This window comes from Candidatus Nanosynbacter sp. HMT-352 (assembly GCF_021222645.1).
Lineage (GTDB): Bacteria > Patescibacteriota > Saccharimonadia > Saccharimonadales > Saccharimonadaceae > Nanosynbacter.
In genome coordinates this window covers 421773-440007 of sequence record NZ_CP089520.1, presented here as the reverse complement: position 1 = coordinate 440007, position 18235 = coordinate 421773, and the positions used below count along the sequence as shown (strand labels likewise).

Below are 18235 nucleotides of genomic sequence, written 5' to 3'. Positions count from 1 at the left end.
GAATATATAGATATAAGTCAATTTGTGGAGCAAAGGCCTTGTTTATTTATTGTAAATACTTTACAATAGTAACATGACGCAAATTGTTAGGCGATCAACAAAATACACGAATGACGTGATGGCGATTTTAAAGAGTAAGCATCATGCGACGAATGCGGAAATTGCTCAGGAATTGCGGAACATTCATCCTGAAGTCAGCGATACGACTGTGCATCGAATAACTCAGCGCTTGTGTGGCGACGGGATGATTGGTTTGGCGCCATCGACCAAAAAGGGTTGCTTGCGATATGATATTCGTAAGGACGATCATGATCATTTTGTGTGTAGCGATTGTGATGGTCTGATGGATATTAAAATTGCCGATGAGATGAGAAAGCAGATTGCGCATGAAATTAGCGATTGTTATATTGACGGCCCGTTGGTTGTGACGGGAGTTTGTAAAAAATGCCAGAAAAGGAGGAAATAATGGCTTTATATGAAATTACAACGAAGCAAGAATTCGAAGATAAGGTACTAAAAAGCGACGGTCCTGTACTAGTTGATTTTTGGGCGCCGTGGTGTCCGCCATGTCGTGCAATGGCGCCGCTTTTGCATCAAATTGCTGAAGAAACAGAGTTTGATATTGTTAAGGTTGACACTGAAGCAAGTCAGGAAAATGCGCAATTGGCTATGGAATACCGCGTGCAGGGAATTCCAAACATGAAGATTTTTGTTGGCGGCGAGAAAGTTGCTGAAATGATTGGCATGAAGCCGAAGCAGACGTTGATTGACGCTTTGGAAAAAGCTGCGAAATAAAAATAGAAGGGGGATTTATGAAGGGTTTTAGTGGAAATATCGAAAAACTTACGTTAGAAAATGATAATTTTCGTCAAGTTCTATATACTGCGAAGCATTGTCAATTGGTGTTGATGAGCCTGCCCGTTGGCGAGGAAATTGGTTCGGAGATTCACGAGGAGAATGATCAATTTTTCCGATTTGAGTCTGGCAAAGGTAAGGTTTTGATTGATAGTAATGAATATGACGTTTCTGACGGTAGTGCGATTATTGTGCCGGCGGGAGCTGAGCATAATGTGATAAATATCGGCGAGGAGCCACTTAAGCTTTATACTATTTATAGTCCAGCGCATCATAAAGATGGAATTGTTCGGGCAACGCGTGAAGAAGCAGAGGCTAACGAAGAAGATTTTGATGGTGTAACTACAGAATAGGCTACTATCAAAAGAGAAAACTTACTAAATTAGCGATTTTTATGGCATGCAGATCAATAGTCGGCGAGATGTTTAGTTCATTCGTGCGGGCAATTTTTCGTGGAACTGCATGCGTCATATCGCTAGTTTTTATGATTGTACCGCAGAAGGACCGCGTACGAGTGATTGTTTATCGTGATGATGGTAAGATTTTGTTAGTTAGAGGTCGTTTTAGCCGCCAAAAGTGGGCTCTACCGGGAGGCGGGGTGAAGCATAATGAGAGTTATGAACAGGCTGCCGTTAGAGAAACCTTGGAAGAAATTGGATTAAATATACATAATCTGCGATATCTCGGAAAAGCTAATTCTCATGAATCATATGCCAAATTTTCAGTTCGAGTTTTTGTGGCGCATGCGTCTGACTATGACATAAGATGTAACTTTGAAATGATGGAAGCCCGGTGGCTTAATATGAATTATCTTCCTGAAGAATATTACGCTTTGTATGTTAATAAGCGTTAGTAGGCGACTCTGCTTTATTAATCATTTCTTTGAGAAACTGCTAAAGTTGAAAAGGTTTGATGTTGACTGAGCTGGGGCGAATAGAAGCAGAAGGTTGTCATCAAATTATGGTTGATTTTCTTAGCGCCTATTTTCACGAAAAGAATGCGTCTGACTGGAGTGAGCTTTTGGAGGAATATTTACGTAGCGTCGATTAAATATTGAAGAATGGTTAGCTTTCGCTTTTTATTGATCTGATCAATGATTTGTAGTTATATGAAATTATGACAAAGTATAAAATTGAACGGATTTATGAGTCGACTGCATCAGACGATAGTTATCGTGTGTTGGTCGATCGATTGTGGCCACGCGGAATTAGCAAAGAACGAGCTGCATTGGACGAGTGGAATAAAGAAATTGCCCCGACCGATGAATTACGTAAATGGTTTAACCATGATACAGAAAAATTCCTGGAATTTTCTCGCCGTTATATGAAGGAGCTAGATAATAATCCTGCGGCTGCCGAAGCAAAGAATAATTGGAACGAACAATCTGCAGTTACGCTGTTATATGGCGCCAAAGATACGGAACATAATCAGGCGATAGTTCTCAAAAAGTGGTTGGAAGATTAGGTCAATCGTTAAAAGAATACTTGCATAATTGCCGTGTTTAGATTGTAATATATTTAATGAATCAAGCATTGCAAGCCAAGCTAAAAACTTTGCCGCGAACGCCCGGTGTTTATTTTCATAAGTCGGCGAGCGGCGAGGTAATTTATGTTGGTAAGGCAGCGGTTCTTAAGAATCGTGTACGTCAGTATTTTCAAGATTCGCGCGGGCGAGATAATAAAACTATGGCGCTGGTGGCGGAGATTTTTGATACTGATTGGATTGAAACTGAGAGTGAGGTTGATGCGCTATTTTTGGAAAGTGAGATGATCAAGCGTTATATGCCGCGATACAACGTTCTGTTGCGCGACGATAAGTCTCAGATGTATGTTCGGATTGATATGAAAAGTGATTGGCCGACGGTCAGTTTTACGCGGAATCCTGCCGATGATGGCGCAGATTATTTTGGTCCATTTTACAATGGTTTTGCGTTGAAAAAGGCATTGCGCTATTTGAGGCGAATTTTTCCGTATCTCACTCGCCAAAGACGACCTGGTCAATCAAAGTTGGATGAGGATTTGGGTTTAAGTCCGAAGATAAGTGATGGTTCGGACGCGTATAAAGCTGGTTTGCGTAAATTGATAAGTTATATTAAGGGAAATCGCAAGGCTATTGCTGTGGAGTTGGAACGTGATATGAAAACGGCTGCGGGGCTCCATGATTTTGAGCGGGCGGCAAGCCTGAGAAATAAGTTGCATGCCATGCAGGAGCTTCAGCGACGCGTTATGTTTGGCGATAAGGAATTTTTGGATATTTCAAAAGACAAGGCTCTGGCTGATTTAGCAAAACTACTTGGCTTGAGAAATATTCCAGTGCGAATTGAGGGTTATGATATTTCGCATATGAACGGACGTCAAGTCGTGGCGAGTATGGTAGTTTTTACGAATGGTGCAAGCGATCGTGCGGAATATCGCAAATTTAAGGTGGGTGAAAAAAACGACGATACTGGAAATATGTATGAGGTGATTTTTAGACGACTTGGCGAGCGAAATATCAAAAGCTGGGGTCGTCCGGATCTGTTGTTGATTGACGGCGGAAAGGGTCAACTTTCGGCGGCGATTAAGGCGAGGGATGAGCGCGGAATAAAATTGCCGATTATTAGCATCGCTAAGCGCGAGGAAGAAATTATTATTCATAAAACTGGCTCACAAATTGACGTAGCGCGCATTGAAGAGTTGCAAAAATCTATTCATCAGGATGTCTCTATTCACGAAGACAATGATGTGTATGTGGTAAATTTGCATCCTACTCAGCGCAACGCCGGATCTCATTCAAAGAATCTACGAGGCTCTGCTATTGATGACGGCTCCAGTCGGGACAATTTTACAAAAAGTTCTATTGCGACGACAGATATTGTTAAACTTTTCCAGCGGATTCGTGACGAGTCGCACCGATTTGCTGTGAGCTATCATACGGCGCTGAAGCGTCAAAATCAGACGAAAAACCAACTGGAAAAAATTCCGGGGATTGGCCCAAAGACACGCGCGAAATTGTTGAGGAAATTTGGCAGTGTGAAAAAAATTATTGAGGCAGATTATGTGGAATTACAGGCGGAAGTTGGTGCGAAAAAGGCAGATTTGATTAAACGATTATCTTAAGTTTAGGCGACAAATCGACAATAAAGCATAAATTATATATAATAAGACTAATGAAAAGACAATTTGCAACGTTTTTGATTCGGCTGATTCTTAACTCGGTAGGTATTTGGGTTGCGGTGCGGCTACTTGGAAATGAAACTCCGGGTGCAACTTCTGCGTGGACGTTTATGGTGGCGGGGTTGATATTTTCGGTAGTGAATAGTGTATTGAAGCCAATCGTTACAATTCTAGCTCTACCAGCAATTCTATTGACATTGGGGCTGTTTACTCTAATTGTAAATGGTTTTATGGTTTATATTTCATTAGCCTTGGCACCAGGAATTTCTATGACTTTTTCGCATTCAATTATTGCCGGGATTATATTGAGTTTGGTAAACTATATTATAAGTAGTGCGCTGGTTTTGCAGCGAGAAGAAAAGGAGTAGTATGTCAATTGATACAATTTTACCGTACGTGACACTGGGGTCTGCTGTACTAATGATTATCGCAATTTTGTTACAGCAGCGAGGTGCAAGCTTGGGGGCAGGGTTTGGCTCATCTGGGGAATTATTCACTACTCGCCGCGGATTTGATAAAAACTTGTTTGACGTAACTATTGTTTTTGCGGTGATTTTTGTGCTATCGATTTTGGCAAGTATGATTTTGCCGGGATTGCAAAAATAGGAGAATAGATTTGAGATCGGATAATTCGTCATGGAATCGTTTTGCGCGGCTAAAAGTTTCCAGCAAAGATGTCAATAAGCGTCTGCGCAAGATTGAAAAGGGAAGCTTGCGCCATGCGCATAAATTCGTGACATCCAGGTTAGATCGTTTGTCTAATGTGCGACGTCGAGTTTCTGTATGGATTATTCTAGTGTTAGTGATGATTGGCGCTAGTGCTGTGCAGTGGCATATTTCTCGCAATTCTTTCACGACAATGGCGTACACTTCTGGCGGATCATATTCTGAGGGTGTGCTGGGTCCTTTGGAAAACTTAAATCCGATTTTCGCAAAAACCAATGCTGAAAAATCCGCCGCGAAATTGCTATTCTCAAGTTTGTATCGATATGACTCAACGGGCAATATAAAGGCTGACATGGCGGATAGCGTCAGTGTGAACGATAAAGAAACTGAATATACAGTTAAGTTGAAGAAGGGCTTGAAGTGGTCGGACGGACAAGATTTAACGGCGGATGATGTAATTTTTACATTGAAACTATTAGCGAATCCAGAAGTTGGAGCTGAGATATCTGGCTGGAAATCTATAAAATTCGAGAAGGCGTCTGACGATTCAGTGAAGTTCATCTTGCCGTCATCATATTCGCCGTTTGTCCATGCTTTGACATTCCCGATTATCCCTAAGCATATATTAAAAGACGTTAGACCGTCGAATTTACGTGAACATGATTTTAATAAATCGCCTATATCTAGCGGTCCATTCGCCTTTAGATTGCTACAGAATGTAACTAGTGATGGTAGTAAAAAGATACTATATCTACAATCAAATAGTGATTATCATGGAGGCGCTCCCAAGCTAGACAGATTCCAACTGTATGCCTATTCGACGCAGGATGATATTGCGAAAAGTTTGCGTACGCGAGAAATTACAGGAACTCCAGAATTGATTTACAACGATCAATCCGCCGAGATAAAATCTATGTATTCAGCAGAATCACATTCTTTGAATAACGGAGTTTACGCATTATTTAATAACAATAGTCAGTTCTTACGATCGAAAGTGGTTCGTCAAGCTTTGTCGCTCAGTGTTGATACGTCCAAATTACGCCAATCTTTGTCATTGTCTACGGAAGAATTATCTGGCCCAACGCTTAACAAATTCCTAGGAAAAAGTCCAAATTCTTCTAGCTATGATATTAAAAAAGCGAAATCTCTACTCGAGGCTGAGGGCTGGAAGAGTGTAAATAATGTTCGTCAGAAGGGGAATGATAAGTTAAGACTCAACGTGGTCGTTTTGAAGAATAGTAATTACGAAAAGGTTGCCAGGTATTTGGCTCAAGTTTGGCATGATGAACTGAATATAGAATCGGATATTAAGGTTGTCGATCCAAGTGATGCCACTCAAAATATTCTTCAGACGGTTTTACAGCCCCGTAACTTTGATGTTTTGGTTTACGAACTTTCGTTAGGTGGTGACCCTGATGTTTACGCCTATTGGCACTCTTCGCAGGCAACTAATAATGGCTTGAATTTCTCCAATTATAATAATGCTATAGCTGATGATGCCTTGGCGAGCGGTCGATCTAAAATCTCGGCAAAGCAACGCGCTGATCGTTATGCGAAGTTCACTGCCATTTGGCAAGCGGACGCCCCAGCGATTGCCTTGTATCAGCCGAAATTTGACTATATTCATACTCGAAACGTTAAAGCCCTAGGTGTAAATACTGAAGTTGTTAATCCTGTCGATCGTTATGTAGATGTTCAATATTGGGCGACAGAGAAAAAGTCCGTTTACAAAACCCCGTAATCAGGTATAATGATAAGTGGCTATGCGGGCGTGGCGGAATTGGTAGACGCGCTAGCTTGAGGGGCTAGTGAGCATTGCGCTCGTGGAAGTTCAAGTCTTCTCGCTCGCACCAAACATATTGCAGCTATTAGACGATCTGTTTGTGATATGTTTTGCAAAATCTGATATAATAAAGGCGGTGGCGCGTTGGCGGAGCGGTTACGCAGAGGTCTGCAAAACCTTTTAGACGAGTTCGACTCTCGTACGTGCCTCCAATTTTTGATAAATAGTCCTGAGCATTGGGCTATTTTTTATTTTGCGAAATTGTACAATTTACTTGGCGAATATAGTATAATATAAACAGTCTGGCGCGTAGGTGTCTGGATTGTATATAAATAAGCGCGAGTGGCGGAATTGGTAGACGCGAGGGACTTAAAATCCCTTGACCAAAAGTCGTGCGGGTTCGATTCCCGCCTTGCGCACCAAAGTTGTAAATAAAATAATATTGAATAGGAAAGGGACAAGGTAAGAAATGAGTCCATTGGTAATTGTACTTATTGTTACAGTGGTAGTTTTATTAGTACTCGTAGGAGTTGTAATCGGTGCGTACAATGGTTTAGTTGTGTTGCGCAACCGCGTAGAAGAGGCATGGAGCGACATTACTGTTCAGCTAAAGCGCCGAACTGATTTGATTCCAAATTTGGTCAATTCAGTAAAAGGCTACGCTACACATGAAAAAGAAGTGTTTGAGAAGGTTGCAGAAGCTCGTTCAGCAATTATGAATGCCGGCAGCGTGGCTGAAACCGCTAAGGCTGAAAATGCCTTAGAGGGTGCATTGAAGAGCTTGTTTGCTGTGTCTGAGGCTTATCCAGAATTGAAGGCTAATGAAAATTTCTTGCAATTGCAACAAGAATTGGTTGACACTGAGGATAAAATCCAAGCAGCTCGCCGATTCTACAACGGTGGCGTTCGCGACCTGAATACGAAGATCCAGACTTTCCCAACAAATATAATCGCAGGAATGTTTGGCTTCCAGGCTAAGGAATTCTTCGATGTTGAGGATCGTGCAAGTGTCGAAAATCCAGTTGAAGTAAAGTTCTAATTGAATCCTGAAATGAAAATCGCTCGCCTATTTTTAGCGGGCGATTTTTGGTATAATTAACATATGTACAATGCAGTTTCTCAAAACAAACGCAACACAATAGTAATTATGTCTGTGTTTGTAATAATTATTGGAATTATTGGTTTATTTATTGGTGCGGCAACTGATAGCTATTCATTGGCGCTCATTATTTTTATATGTGCAATGTTATATGCTTGGCTGCAGTATTTCATAGCTGGCAAGTTGGCTATGATGATGACTGGCGCTCAGGAAATTAGTAAAAATGACGCTCCTGAACTTTGGCGAGTGGTGGAAAATTTGTCTATCGCTTCTGGCATGCCGATGCCGAAAGTCTATATTATCGATGATCCAGCTCCAAACGCTTTTGCGACTGGTCGCGACCCGAATCATGCCATCGTTGGCGCAACTACTGGGCTTTTAGACATTATGGACAAGCGTGAGCTGGAGGCAGTTATGGCGCATGAAATGAGCCATGTGCGAAATTACGACATCCGCGTGAGTATGATTGCTTTTGGTCTGGTTAGTGCGATTGGTCTATTTGCAGATTTGGCACTTAGAATAATGTTTTATAGTGACGACCGTGATAGGGACGTCAATCCTATTGTTTATGCTCTCGGGTTGATCGTGGTTATATTGGCGCCGCTTTTGGCGACAATAACCCAGTTGGCAGTCAGTAGGCAGCGTGAATATCTGGCGGATGCTTCAGGGGTGCTATTGACGCGAGACACTGAAGGGTTAGCAAGCGCGCTGGAGAAATTGCGCCAATACGGTAGACCAATGCAAAAACAAAGTTCTTCTACTGCCAATTTGTTTATGAATAATCCTTTGAGGCCCGGATTTTTCTCGAAACTATTTAGCACTCATCCACCACTGGAAGATAGAATTGCAAGGTTGAGAAATAACGCAACAAAGATGTAATCATGGCAACGAAAACCTCCAAAAAACGAGTAATCAAGAACTCTAAGAAGTCAAAGGCTGATCATAAAAAAGGTGTATGGCCCGGTATTAAGCGTGACTTTAGTAAATTAAATCAGCGGCGGCGTAATTTTCTGCAGCGCCGACCTCATCGTAGTTTTCGGCTAACTAAGCGACGAGATTACCAACGAGATCTTAAAATTCCAGGATATTGGTCGCTGACTAGCGAAACTTGCCGTCTAGTGTGGCGCAATAAGAAAACTTTTTTGGCGTTAATTATCGTTATGTCGATATTGACGTTTGCCTTAGCCAGCGTCATGTCGCAAGATACATACCAACAACTTAAAGGCGTGATGAATCAGGCTGAGTCGAATGGATTCGGCGGAATTTATACAACAATTAGCCTATTCTCTGGCGTTGCGGTTAGTTATATTTCCGGTAGTGGAACGGCTGGTGGAAATGTGCAGCAAGCGGCGGGAATTTTTCTGGGGCTGCTCACTTGGTTGTCGTCTGTTTGGCTGACGCGAGCTATTTTAATTGGTAAAAAACCAAAAATGCGCGACGGTTTGTATAGCTCTGGATCGCCCATAATTGCGCTAATAATTGTCATCGGAGTTTTCCTAATTCAAATGGTGCCGGCGGCAGTGGCAGTGATTATTTATAGTGCGCTTAATGCTTCGGGAGTGTTAAATCAAACACCGATTCTGATGGCGGCTGGCGGTGCGGCGATTCTGATAGTGGCGATGTCCGTCTATTGGGCGACTTCTACGGTTTTTGCGATGATCATCGTAACATTGCCGGGGATGTATCCGTTTCACGCGTTGCGTTTGTCGGGCGATATTGTGACGGGTCGAAGACTAAGGATTTTACTGAGATTTGCGTGGGCTGTTGTTCTGTCCGTGCTTTTGTGGGCTGTTGTTCTGATTCCGGTAATTCTGCTTGATGGCGCGCTGAAGGGTTGGATTAGTGGTATTGATTGGCTACCAATTGTCCCAACAACTGGCTTGATTTTACTTTACGTAACGATAATTATGATTTCTGTATATGTCTATTTGTTCTACAGAAAGGTGGTTGAAAGTGACACCAAAAAAACCAAGAATTGACGAAATCAAAGACCTGTTAAATCGTTATAGCTACGAATACTACACCTTGGACAAACCGAGCGTGAGCGATGCGGTTTACGACAGCCTGATGGATGAGCTGAAGAAAATTGAATCGGATCACCCAGAGCTGATTACTGTCGATAGTCCTACGCAGCGAGTTGGAAATAAGCTGCTCGACGGTTTTCAAAAAGTAAAGCACGTGCGCCGAATGGTTAGTTTGAATGACGTTTTCGATAAAAGTGAAGTTGAGGCGTGGATTGAGCGAACTGATAAGTTGATACTGGGTCAGCGACATGAATTTTTTACGGATATAAAAATGGACGGATTGGCGTGTGCGTTGATTTATATCGACGGCGTATTGTCACAAGCTGTGACGCGTGGCGATAGTTTTGTTGGCGAAGATGTAACGAATAATGTTCGGACTATTAAGAATGTGCCGCTTCGACTGCATGAGTCGGCTGGTTTTGAGAATTTTTTGCATGGTCGGACAGAGATTCGTGGCGAAATTGTCATGCTGAAACGGGACTTTGAAGAATTGAACAAAAAGCAGGAGTTTTTGGGGTTGCCTACATTTGCTAATCCGCGCAATTTGGCTGCGGGAACAATTCGTCAATTAGATCCTGCGCTTGTGGCGGCGCGACCATTGCATTTTCGTGGCTATGACGTGATTCGCGATGATAGTTCGGAAGTTCCGACGAATAGTTTTGCCTATGAAGCTTTGACGGCGCTGGGGATTTCTTGTAATCAGCAGGCTAGCGTTTTTGACAATTTGTCCGACGTGATGAAATTTGTTAACGAGTGGAGCGATAAGCGTCATGACTTGCCGTTTAATACGGACGGGCTGGTTATTAAGATTAACGATCGAGAGATTTATGATAATCTTGGAATGGTTGGCAAAAATCCGCGTGGAGCGGTGGCCTATAAATACGCAGCCGAAGAAGCTACGACGATTGTTCGAGATATAGTTATTTCCATTGGGCGAACTGGCGCGGCGACTCCGGTGGCTGTGTTCGATCCAGTAGTAGTGGCGGGAACTACGGTGCAGCACGCCAGTTTGCATAACGCTGATGAAATTGAGCGTTTGGATATTCGACGAGGCGACACTGTGGTGATTTTTAAAGCTGGCGATATTATTCCGCAAGTTGAGAATGTTTTGAAGGAATTGCGACCTGCAAATTCTGAGCCAATTGATTATGAAGCAGAATTAAAACGGCAATATCCGGAGTTGGAATTTGTGCGACCGGAAGGCGAGGCTGTTTATCGAGTTAAGGGCTCTAGTGGTTCACTAATTTTGAAACGAGCTTTGGCGCATTTTGCGTCTAAGGGTGCGCTTGATATTGATACGCTTGGCGAAAAGAATGTGGGAATTCTAATTGACAACGGTTTGGTCGGTGATTTGGCGGATATTTTCACACTCACTAAGGACGATTTGTTGAAGCTGGATCGGTTTGCTGATGTTTCTGCGCAAAAGTTAATCTCGGCAATTGCTGATAAAAAAAGTCCAGAATTAGAGCGATTTTTATATGGTTTAGGAATCCGTCATATTGGCGCGCAAACGGCGATTGATTTGGCGAATCATTTTGAGAGTATGGAAAATTTGGCGAAAGCGACGATTGATGATTTGCGACAAGTTGATGGCGTGGGTGAAATTGTCGCCGAATCTGTGGTGGCGTGGTTTGCTGATGAGGATAATGTAAAATTGCTCAATAAATTCACAGAATTGGGAGTTATTCCTCAGTTTAATAAAAAGGCTGGCGGTTTGAGTGGAAAAAGTTTTGTCATCACGGGCACTCTGAAGTCTATGGGACGCGACGCTGCTGCGGATAAAATTCGTAATCTCGGTGGAGTTTTTCAAACCGCAGTTTCTAAAGACACGACATATTTGGTGGCTGGCGGTAAGGTTGGTGCTAGTAAATTGAAAAAGGCTGAGCAATATGGCACAAAAATCATTGACGAAGAAGAGCTGTTGAGGATGATAGAAAACACGGGATGAATTAATGTATAATTTGCGCATGGATAAGATTAAAAAACCGAGACTCTATTGTTTTTCTCCAGCGGTAATGTTGGCGACGTTGACAATTGAAATTATTCTGGCGATATATACTTTTTGGAAATATAAATTGAATGCTGTGACGAAGATTGTGATCATGCTGTTGATTTGTTTAGCGCTGTTTCAATGGGCTGAATATAACGTTTGTGAAGGTGCGATTCTTCTGGATAATCTCGGCTGGGCTAAACTTGGCTATATTGCAATTACCATGCTTCCGCCTCTGGGTATTCATTTGATATATAAAATTTCTGGCGATAAGAGACGGTGGATTCCTGTACTTGGCTACACTTTTGCCGCAATGTTTATTAGCTATTTTCTATTGGAAGCTAACGGAATTAAGTCTGGGGCTTGCCTGGGCAATTATGTGATTTTTGAAAACCAGCCGGGCGTCGGAATGTGGTATGGTTTGTATTATTACGGCCTATTATTTGCAGCAATTGCTTATGCATATGTTAGTAGCAAAACCTCCAGTAAACACATTCGGCGCTCTCTAGGTTCGTTGATTGTGGGATATGTTCTATTTATGGCGCCTACGACGTTTGTCAATATCATTGATCCGTCGACTATTATCGGAATTCCGTCAATTATGTGCGGATTTGCAGTTTTGATGGCGGTAGTTTTAGTTGGGAAAGTTTTGCCAGAATATGTAAATGAGAAATGATGCTTGTGTTTTTTTGGGCGATAATGCATAATTAAACATGAGCTGGTACGCATAGGGGCATTCTCCTATGCTTGCCAATTGAAAGACAAACACATATTCAAATATGCCCCGGGTGGGCGCGTAGCAGCTCTTCTATAATGCTTATGGTATGATATAGTTATGGTTACTGTTTCAAAAAAGAGGGAAGAAAAACTAGCAAAATTAGTGCGAGAATTTTTTGCTGTTCATCCAGATGTGAAGCTTGTGGCGATAACTGGTAGCGCTGGAAAGGCTAGTGCAAAAATAGCTATCGGTACGGTTTTGGCGCAACAATTTGATATTCAACTTCGCAATGAAGAGCCGAAGACGAAAGCTGACGTTTTCCTTCAGATGATGGGCGTGAAAATGCCTGAAAAAGGCTTGTTCAAATGGTGGAAAGTGATGCGCGCCGTAAAGAAGAGAATCAAGGCTGAAAAACCGGAAGTTCAGGTGATTGTTCAGGAGTTTAATCCAAAGGAACTTGGCTATAATGATTGGTTTAAGGCTTATGTTGTGCCGGATATTACGGTTGTAACTTCCGTGACGAATGGTCGAATGCAGGTTGAATATTCCTTGGAGGAAGTGGCAAATGAGATGATTTCGCTGGCGAATTTTTCGCGTATGGCGATGATAAATCGCGACGATATCGACGGGCGTTTTGCTAGTTTTTTGACAAATCCTAATATCACTACTTACGGAAGTGATCCCGTGGCGGAGTATAATTTTGACGATCGTAATTTTTCCCTGAAAGACGGACATCACGGCTTTATTATGTCGCCAGAAAATCCTAATGGATTAGAAGTCAATGTTAAGTTAATCGGCGAGCATAATATTCGTCCAGCGATTGTGGCTGCAGCTATTGGGTATGCATTTGGTGAAACTGAGGAGAATATAAAAAAAGGTATAGAGAATTTGCGTCCACTGCCCGGCAGGATGAATTTGTTGAAGGGCGCGGACAATACTTGGTTGATTGATGATAGCTATAGTTCGACGCCGTTGACTGCTTTGGCGGCCTTACAGTCTTTATATCGAATTGAAACTCCGCAGCGCATTGCTGTACTTGGTAATATGAATGGCTTAAAGGGGATTTTCGAGCAAGCTCACGCCGAGCTTGGTTCACACTGTAGCCCAGATTTGTTGGACTGGGTTGTGACGGTTGGCGAGAAAGCTAATCAATATTTGGCGCCGGCCGCTCGTCAAAAAGGTTGCCAGGTGAAGGAATGTAAGAACGCCATCGAGGCTGGGTCTTTCGTGCGCGACAAATTGAAATCTGAAGGCGTTGCTCTGTTTAAGGGCTCAAGTGGCGGCGTATGGCTAGAGGAATCTATAAAAATCAACCTTCATAGCACTGAGGACGATAAATACTTAGTTAGGCAAACGCCGGAGTGGATTGCTAGGAAAAACCAATTTTTCTCACAATTTAAAGATTAATGTGATATATTAAATTCAAGTTGTACAAAACAAGGGGGAATAATGGATCAAGGTAATCAACCTGCACCGCAGCTGCAATATAACAGCATGCCGATGCGGCCAAAAAAGAAGAAAACGGGATTGATAATTGGTGTAGTGTTGGGGGTTATAGTTCTCATTTCTATTGTTTCTGCTGCGCTAGTCTATTTCTTGTGGTGGCAGAATCCAGAAAAAATGGTTACGGACGCTATGTCTAGTGCCATTATGTCAAAGAAGATGACTGCCAACGGCAAGGTAGTTGTTGATATGCGCGACCAAGGAAAAATAGAGCTAAACGTAAAGACTGCTACTGATTCGGGAAAGTCAAAGGCGAATATTGATGCTAAGCTTGATATTAAGGGAGTTGAGAAAAACATCCCCCTTAAGGGTGATGCTGTTCTTGATAGTGACGGAACGATATATGTGAAGATAAATAACTTTAAGGATTTGTATGGCACTTTGCTTGAGATGGTTATGGAGTCTTCGTCTGGTGGAAACCTATCAAGATCTCAAATAGAAACTTACCGCGATCAGACTTTGAGGAAGATGAGCTCTGAGATAGATAAAATGGGTAATACATGGATGAAGATTTCTCCAGATGAAATCGGTAGCGAATACAGGTGTGGAATTAACGCTCTGAAGAAAATTCAAAGTGACGAAAGTGTACGTAAGGAATTGGTTCAGATTTATCAAAAGAATAGTTACTTCACTATAAAAGATTCAAAGATTAGTGATCGTAATGGCGGACGCGGCTTTGAATTGCAAGGTAATAATAAATCTAATTCGTCAAAATTTGAGGAAGAGTTTAAGAATTCATCAGTCGGTAAGGCGCTCAGTAAGTGTGGAAAATCTAATAGCTACAAGAGCAGTGAATCATCATCTATCGACACGGCTTCATTGAAAGTGTGGGTTGATAGGTCATCTCATGAACTGAAAGCTTTAGAGTTGAAAGGTGATAGCAAGAAGGTGTCTGTAGAGATTTCATTTGACATCGATGTGAATAAATCTGAAGAAATCAAGATTCCTTCGAGCGCTGAGAGTTTGAAAGAGTTTGTAGAAGGTTTTATGGAAGGGTATTCGAGCGGATTATCATCAACCTCGACTAGGTAAATAGCTTAATCGCCTAATAATAATCCCGTTCGTAATGAGCGGGATTATTTGCTATAATTACAGATATGAGACGCTATAATCCGACAGAAATTGAACAAAAATGGCAAAACAAATGGGAGGCTGACGGTACTTACGCGGTTGATTTTAACGACACTACTCGGCCGAAATATTACAGTTTGAGCATGCTTCCGGGGATTACGGGGGCTGGAATTCACATTGGACATGGTCGTACTTTTCAATTTGCCGACATCAAGGCACGATTCAAGCGTCAGCAGGGCTATAATGTCTATCATCCAATCGGCTGGGATAGCTTTGGTTTGCCAGTTGAAAATTACGCTATTAAAGTCGGAAAAACGCCGCGTGTAGCGCATGATGAGGCGAAGGTTCATTTTAAGGAGCAATTGAAGCGACTTGGTTTTAGCTATGATTGGACAAAAGAAATTTCTACAGCCGATCCAGAATACTACAAATGGACTCAGTGGATTTTTACGCAATTATATAAGCACGATTTGGCATATCAAAAAGAGCAGCCGCAGTGGTGGTGTGAGACTGATAATACGGTGCTTGCTAACGAACAGGTTGAAGGCGGAAAATGTTGGCGCTGCGGTAATCCTGTAACCAAGCGAAATCTCAAGCAGTGGTTTTTCCGAATTACGGCGTATGCAGATGAAATTTTAGAGGCAACCGATGCGCTTGATTGGACGGAAATGGTTAAAACCATGCAGAAGAATTGGATTGGTCGATCAGTTGGTGCGGAAGTTGAGTTTGCGGTTAGCGGTCAAGATTCCAAGATTACAGTTTTCACAACTCGTCCTGACACGTTATTTGGTGCGACGTATATAGCTTTGGCGCCGGAGCATCCTCTGGTTCCTCAGTTGGTCAATTCTGATACGCGCGAAAAGGTTGAAGCGTATGTCCAAGCTTCGCAACAAAAATCTGATGTTGAACGCCAAGAGAATAAAGAAAAAACGGGCGTATTTACGGGAAGTTATGTCATAAACCCAGTCAATGGTCAAAAATTGCCAATCTGGGTGGCGGATTATGTTTTGGGTAGCTATGGAACCGGCGCAGTCATGGCGGTGCCAGCGCACGACGAGCGCGATTTTGCGTTTGCTGAGAAGTTTGACTTGCCGATTGTCCAGGTTATTGATAAGCCTGAGCATTCAGCCGATGCTGGCTGTTATTCTGGCGAAGGTGAGTTGATAAATTCTGGTCAATTCAACGGGACTAGAAGTGAGGATGCTCGCGAGCAAATTGTTGCGTGGCTGGAGCAACAGAATTTTGGGCGAAGCAAAACCACGTATAAAATGCGCGATTGGTTGATTTCTCGTCAGCGCTATTGGGGTGCTCCGATTCCAATTGTTCATGTTGATGGTCGTGCACCAATTGCTGTGGCTGATGAATGTTTGCCGGTGATTTTGCCAGAGGTGGAGAACTTTAAGCCGACCGGCGGGAATACTTCCGTTTTGGCTCAGGTTGATGATTGGGTGCGAGTCTGGGTGGATGTTGAAACTGGAAAAACTGTGCCGATTACGGAAAACAAGCCTGACGGTGACAATTGGGTAGAAGGTCGCCGCGAAACTGATACTTTGGACGGCTATGCTTGTTCTAGTTGGTATTTCTTACGATATCTCGACCCGCACAATGATAATGAAGCATGGAATCCTGAGAGAATTAACCATTGGATGCCGGTTGATTATTACAATGGCGCCGACCATGCCGTGGCTCACTTGCTATACAGTCGTTTTTGGATGCGATTTTTCTATAAGCTCGGTCTCGTTCCGACTCCAGAACCTTTTAAACGAATGATGTACAATGCATATATTATGGCACCAGATGGTCAGAAAATGTCCAAGTCTAAGGGCAATGTTATTGATCCGATGGAAATTATGGATAGTGGATACGGCGCCGATGCGCTGCGAGTTTATGAAATGTTTATCGCTCCTTATGACATGGACGCGCCATGGGATCCTCGTGGTGTTCCGGGAACTTACAGGTTCTTAAATCGAGCATGGAATTTGGTTCAGGAGTTCGTTGATAAGAATCCAAACGACTCTCTTGACGTGAATGAAAAAACAGCTCAAGAATTATTGCGATTAACTCATTTGACGATTAAAAAAGTTACTCGTGACATCGAAGATGAGAAGTTTAATACGGCCGTGGCTTCGATGATGGAAATGGTCAATGGTCTGTATAAGATAAAAGAATCGCAAGGAATTGACATGTCAGATGAATGGCGATTTGCATTAGAAAGCTTGATTCAGATTTTGGCGCCTTTTGCTCCGCATATCACAGAGGAATTGTGGCATGAAATGGGTCATGATGATACAGTTCATGTTGGTCACTGGCCAAAGTGGGATGAAAAATATCTAAAGAGTAGCGTGATGACTATTATAGTTCAAGTGAATGGCAAGCTTCGTGCGAAACTTGAACTACCGAGTGATATGGACAAGCAGGGTGTTGAAGCGGCAGCCCTAGCCGACGAAAATGTCCAGAAATTCACAAACAATAAACCACCTAAAAAGATGGTTTATGTTCCAGGTAAGCTGGTGAATATCGTGGTTTAGTTATTCGGCTTTTCGACTTTCTTTGCTGCAGCCGCTTCACCAAAAGCGTCTGTGGTAACATCAATCCTGACTTTGTCTCCTGGCTCCAATCCTTCTTTGGCGGCCATGTCGGTTGTTCCGTCGCATCCTCGAAAACTATCGTAGCTGGTAGATTTAGGCAATCCTAGACTCTCTTCTAGTGTAGCCTGTGTGTCGCATATCTGCTCTCGTGCGTTTTTTGGGTCGTAAATAGTTATCTCTGCAGAAGCAGTTTTTTCTGTGAGTTTATCCAACCCAACGATACCGCCTATGGCCATAGCTGCAGCTAGTGCTCCCGCGGCCATTTTGGTTAATGGCTTCTTGTTGTTTTCCTCTGTATTTTTCTCTGGACTGACGGTCGTTTTCTTGTCTGCTTGGTCTTCTAGTGTTGTATTTGTGTCGTTATGATTGTTTGCCGTAGGGAAGACGGCGTCCATCAAGGCTGTTGTTTCCTCAGTTTTGGGGTAAACCGCGTCTACTAATGCAGTTAAATCATCTTTACTGTTACTTTGTGGTGTAAATTGTTCTTTACTCATGTCTTATATATTAACATAAACGACATAAAAAGTCAATATTATTATCTAATTTGCAGACAAGCTCTTGAGATTGTCTAATAAAAAAGGTATAATGGTACGTAAGTTTTATGACAACCTAAAAGAGGAGAATAAAATATGGCACAACCTAAAAAACAGAGTAGCCCACGTAAAACTGGTCTTCGTCGCAGCCACTTGGTATTAAAATTGGCACGTCGTGTTAACGCAACTTCACCAGTTAAGGTGAAAACAACCAAGCGTGAAACTGGTAAAACAACAAAATAATAATTAC

The 18235-nt window shown here is 42.5% G+C and carries 20 protein-coding genes and 3 tRNA genes; 22 read left to right on the top strand and 1 reads right to left on the bottom strand.

Translation table 11 applies throughout. The features are described 5' to 3' along the window. Positions 1 to 73 precede the first annotated feature (73 nt). The 21 genes from LR957_RS02365 to leuS all read left to right on the top strand — a co-directional run bounded on the left by LR957_RS02365 (position 74) and on the right by leuS (position 17392). Positions 74 to 466, top strand: coding sequence for a Fur family transcriptional regulator (locus LR957_RS02365; protein ID WP_178142954.1), 393 nt, complete (start codon positions 74 to 76; stop codon positions 464 to 466). Next, positions 466 to 795, top strand: coding sequence for a thioredoxin family protein (locus tag LR957_RS02360; protein WP_232272754.1), 330 nt, complete (start codon positions 466 to 468; stop codon positions 793 to 795). The genes LR957_RS02365 and LR957_RS02360 overlap by 1 nt, the downstream gene beginning before the upstream one ends. Positions 796 to 812: 17 nt before the next feature. Further along, positions 813 to 1208: a cupin domain-containing protein gene (locus LR957_RS02355; RefSeq protein WP_232272753.1), complete on the top strand. Its 396-nt coding sequence runs from the start codon at positions 813 to 815 to the stop codon at positions 1206 to 1208. 41 nt (positions 1209 to 1249) lie between these two features. Next, positions 1250 to 1708, top strand: a complete 459-nt coding sequence (locus tag LR957_RS02350; RefSeq protein ID WP_232272752.1) for an NUDIX hydrolase — start codon at positions 1250 to 1252, stop codon at positions 1706 to 1708. 59 nt (positions 1709 to 1767) lie between these two features. Further along, on the top strand, positions 1768 to 1905 hold the full coding sequence (locus LR957_RS02345) for a hypothetical protein (RefSeq protein ID WP_232272751.1): 138 nt from the start codon (positions 1768 to 1770) through the stop codon (positions 1903 to 1905). 66 nt (positions 1906 to 1971) lie between these two features. Then, complete coding sequence (locus tag LR957_RS02340) at positions 1972 to 2319, top strand: DUF488 domain-containing protein (RefSeq protein WP_232272750.1); 348 nt, start codon at positions 1972 to 1974, stop codon at positions 2317 to 2319. A gap of 56 nt (positions 2320 to 2375) precedes the next feature. Continuing rightward, complete coding sequence (locus LR957_RS02335; protein WP_232272749.1) at positions 2376 to 3953, top strand: helix-hairpin-helix domain-containing protein; 1578 nt, start codon at positions 2376 to 2378, stop codon at positions 3951 to 3953. A 50-nt stretch (positions 3954 to 4003) separates the two neighbouring features. After that, on the top strand, positions 4004 to 4378 hold the full coding sequence (locus tag LR957_RS02330; RefSeq protein WP_232272748.1) for a phage holin family protein: 375 nt from the start codon (positions 4004 to 4006) through the stop codon (positions 4376 to 4378). Between the two features lies 1 nt (position 4379). Then, positions 4380 to 4616, top strand: coding sequence for a preprotein translocase subunit SecG (secG, locus tag LR957_RS02325; RefSeq protein WP_129631344.1), 237 nt, complete (start codon positions 4380 to 4382; stop codon positions 4614 to 4616). Positions 4617 to 4626: 10 nt separating this feature from the next. Next, positions 4627 to 6417, top strand: coding sequence for a peptide ABC transporter substrate-binding protein (locus LR957_RS02320; RefSeq protein WP_232272747.1), 1791 nt, complete (start codon positions 4627 to 4629; stop codon positions 6415 to 6417). A gap of 24 nt (positions 6418 to 6441) precedes the next feature. Beyond that, positions 6442 to 6529, top strand: a tRNA-Leu gene (locus LR957_RS02315). A 68-nt stretch (positions 6530 to 6597) separates the two neighbouring features. Continuing rightward, positions 6598 to 6671 (top strand) — tRNA-Cys (locus tag LR957_RS02310). A gap of 124 nt (positions 6672 to 6795) precedes the next feature. Beyond that, positions 6796 to 6881 (top strand) — tRNA-Leu (locus LR957_RS02305). A 47-nt stretch (positions 6882 to 6928) separates the two neighbouring features. After that, a complete protein-coding gene (locus tag LR957_RS02300; protein WP_232272746.1) occupies positions 6929 to 7498 on the top strand; it encodes a LemA family protein in 570 nt (189 codons plus the stop codon). A gap of 63 nt (positions 7499 to 7561) precedes the next feature. Then, positions 7562 to 8437: a M48 family metallopeptidase gene (locus LR957_RS02295; protein WP_232272745.1), complete on the top strand. Its 876-nt coding sequence runs from the start codon at positions 7562 to 7564 to the stop codon at positions 8435 to 8437. A gap of 2 nt (positions 8438 to 8439) precedes the next feature. Continuing rightward, entirely contained in the window at positions 8440 to 9537 is a 1098-nt protein-coding gene (locus LR957_RS02290) for a hypothetical protein (RefSeq protein WP_232272744.1), read from the top strand. Further along, entirely contained in the window at positions 9512 to 11530 is a 2019-nt protein-coding gene (gene ligA / locus LR957_RS02285; RefSeq protein WP_232272743.1) for an NAD-dependent DNA ligase LigA, read from the top strand. Before LR957_RS02290 ends, ligA begins: the two co-directional genes overlap by 26 nt. A 19-nt stretch (positions 11531 to 11549) precedes the next feature. Further along, positions 11550 to 12248 (top strand): histidine kinase N-terminal 7TM domain-containing protein, encoded by a 699-nt coding sequence (locus LR957_RS02280; RefSeq protein WP_232272742.1) that lies wholly within the window; start codon positions 11550 to 11552, stop codon positions 12246 to 12248. Positions 12249 to 12407: 159 nt separating this feature from the next. Continuing rightward, the gene (locus LR957_RS02275) at positions 12408 to 13697 is read left to right on the top strand and encodes a glutamate ligase domain-containing protein (RefSeq protein WP_232272741.1); all 1290 of its coding nucleotides are present in this window, start codon (positions 12408 to 12410) and stop codon (positions 13695 to 13697) included. Positions 13698 to 13739: 42 nt separating this feature from the next. Beyond that, entirely contained in the window at positions 13740 to 14825 is a 1086-nt protein-coding gene (locus tag LR957_RS02270) for a hypothetical protein (protein WP_232272740.1), read from the top strand. A 65-nt stretch (positions 14826 to 14890) separates the two neighbouring features. After that, positions 14891 to 17392, top strand: a complete 2502-nt coding sequence (leuS, locus tag LR957_RS02265; protein ID WP_232272739.1) for a leucine--tRNA ligase — start codon at positions 14891 to 14893, stop codon at positions 17390 to 17392. Here the strand turns inward: leuS and LR957_RS02260 are convergent. Further along, positions 17389 to 17946, bottom strand: coding sequence for a hypothetical protein (locus LR957_RS02260; protein ID WP_232272738.1), 558 nt, complete (start codon positions 17944 to 17946; stop codon positions 17389 to 17391). The genes leuS and LR957_RS02260 overlap by 4 nt on opposite strands. Positions 17947 to 18081: 135 nt before the next feature. On the opposite strand from LR957_RS02260, the gene LR957_RS02255 reads away from it, so the two are divergent. Beyond that, a complete protein-coding gene (locus LR957_RS02255; protein ID WP_164999843.1) occupies positions 18082 to 18228 on the top strand; it encodes a hypothetical protein in 147 nt (48 codons plus the stop codon). Positions 18229 to 18235: the final 7 nt, after the last annotated feature.

What these genes read in the sequence shown, in the direction of transcription:
- LR957_RS02365 (WP_178142954.1), top strand. Translation starts at nt 74, where the DNA reads ATGACGCAAATTGTTAGGCGATCAACAAAATACACGAATGACGTGATG.
- LR957_RS02360 (WP_232272754.1), top strand. Translation starts at nt 466, where the DNA reads ATGGCTTTATATGAAATTACAACGAAGCAAGAATTCGAAGATAAGGTA.
- LR957_RS02355 (WP_232272753.1), top strand. Translation starts at nt 813, where the DNA reads ATGAAGGGTTTTAGTGGAAATATCGAAAAACTTACGTTAGAAAATGAT.
- LR957_RS02350 (WP_232272752.1), top strand. Translation starts at nt 1,250, where the DNA reads ATGGCATGCAGATCAATAGTCGGCGAGATGTTTAGTTCATTCGTGCGG.
- LR957_RS02345 (WP_232272751.1), top strand. Translation starts at nt 1,768, where the DNA reads ATGTTGACTGAGCTGGGGCGAATAGAAGCAGAAGGTTGTCATCAAATT.
- LR957_RS02340 (WP_232272750.1), top strand. Translation starts at nt 1,972, where the DNA reads ATGACAAAGTATAAAATTGAACGGATTTATGAGTCGACTGCATCAGAC.
- LR957_RS02335 (WP_232272749.1), top strand. Translation starts at nt 2,376, where the DNA reads ATGAATCAAGCATTGCAAGCCAAGCTAAAAACTTTGCCGCGAACGCCC.
- LR957_RS02330 (WP_232272748.1), top strand. Translation starts at nt 4,004, where the DNA reads ATGAAAAGACAATTTGCAACGTTTTTGATTCGGCTGATTCTTAACTCG.
- secG (WP_129631344.1), top strand. Translation starts at nt 4,380, where the DNA reads ATGTCAATTGATACAATTTTACCGTACGTGACACTGGGGTCTGCTGTA.
- LR957_RS02300 (WP_232272746.1), top strand. Translation starts at nt 6,929, where the DNA reads ATGAGTCCATTGGTAATTGTACTTATTGTTACAGTGGTAGTTTTATTA.
- LR957_RS02295 (WP_232272745.1), top strand. Translation starts at nt 7,562, where the DNA reads ATGTACAATGCAGTTTCTCAAAACAAACGCAACACAATAGTAATTATG.
- LR957_RS02290 (WP_232272744.1), top strand. Translation starts at nt 8,440, where the DNA reads ATGGCAACGAAAACCTCCAAAAAACGAGTAATCAAGAACTCTAAGAAG.
- LR957_RS02280 (WP_232272742.1), top strand. Translation starts at nt 11,550, where the DNA reads ATGGATAAGATTAAAAAACCGAGACTCTATTGTTTTTCTCCAGCGGTA.
- LR957_RS02275 (WP_232272741.1), top strand. Translation starts at nt 12,408, where the DNA reads ATGGTTACTGTTTCAAAAAAGAGGGAAGAAAAACTAGCAAAATTAGTG.
- LR957_RS02270 (WP_232272740.1), top strand. Translation starts at nt 13,740, where the DNA reads ATGGATCAAGGTAATCAACCTGCACCGCAGCTGCAATATAACAGCATG.
- leuS (WP_232272739.1), top strand. Translation starts at nt 14,891, where the DNA reads ATGAGACGCTATAATCCGACAGAAATTGAACAAAAATGGCAAAACAAA.
- LR957_RS02260 (WP_232272738.1), bottom strand. Translation starts at nt 17,946, where the DNA reads ATGAGTAAAGAACAATTTACACCACAAAGTAACAGTAAAGATGATTTA.
- LR957_RS02255 (WP_164999843.1), top strand. Translation starts at nt 18,082, where the DNA reads ATGGCACAACCTAAAAAACAGAGTAGCCCACGTAAAACTGGTCTTCGT.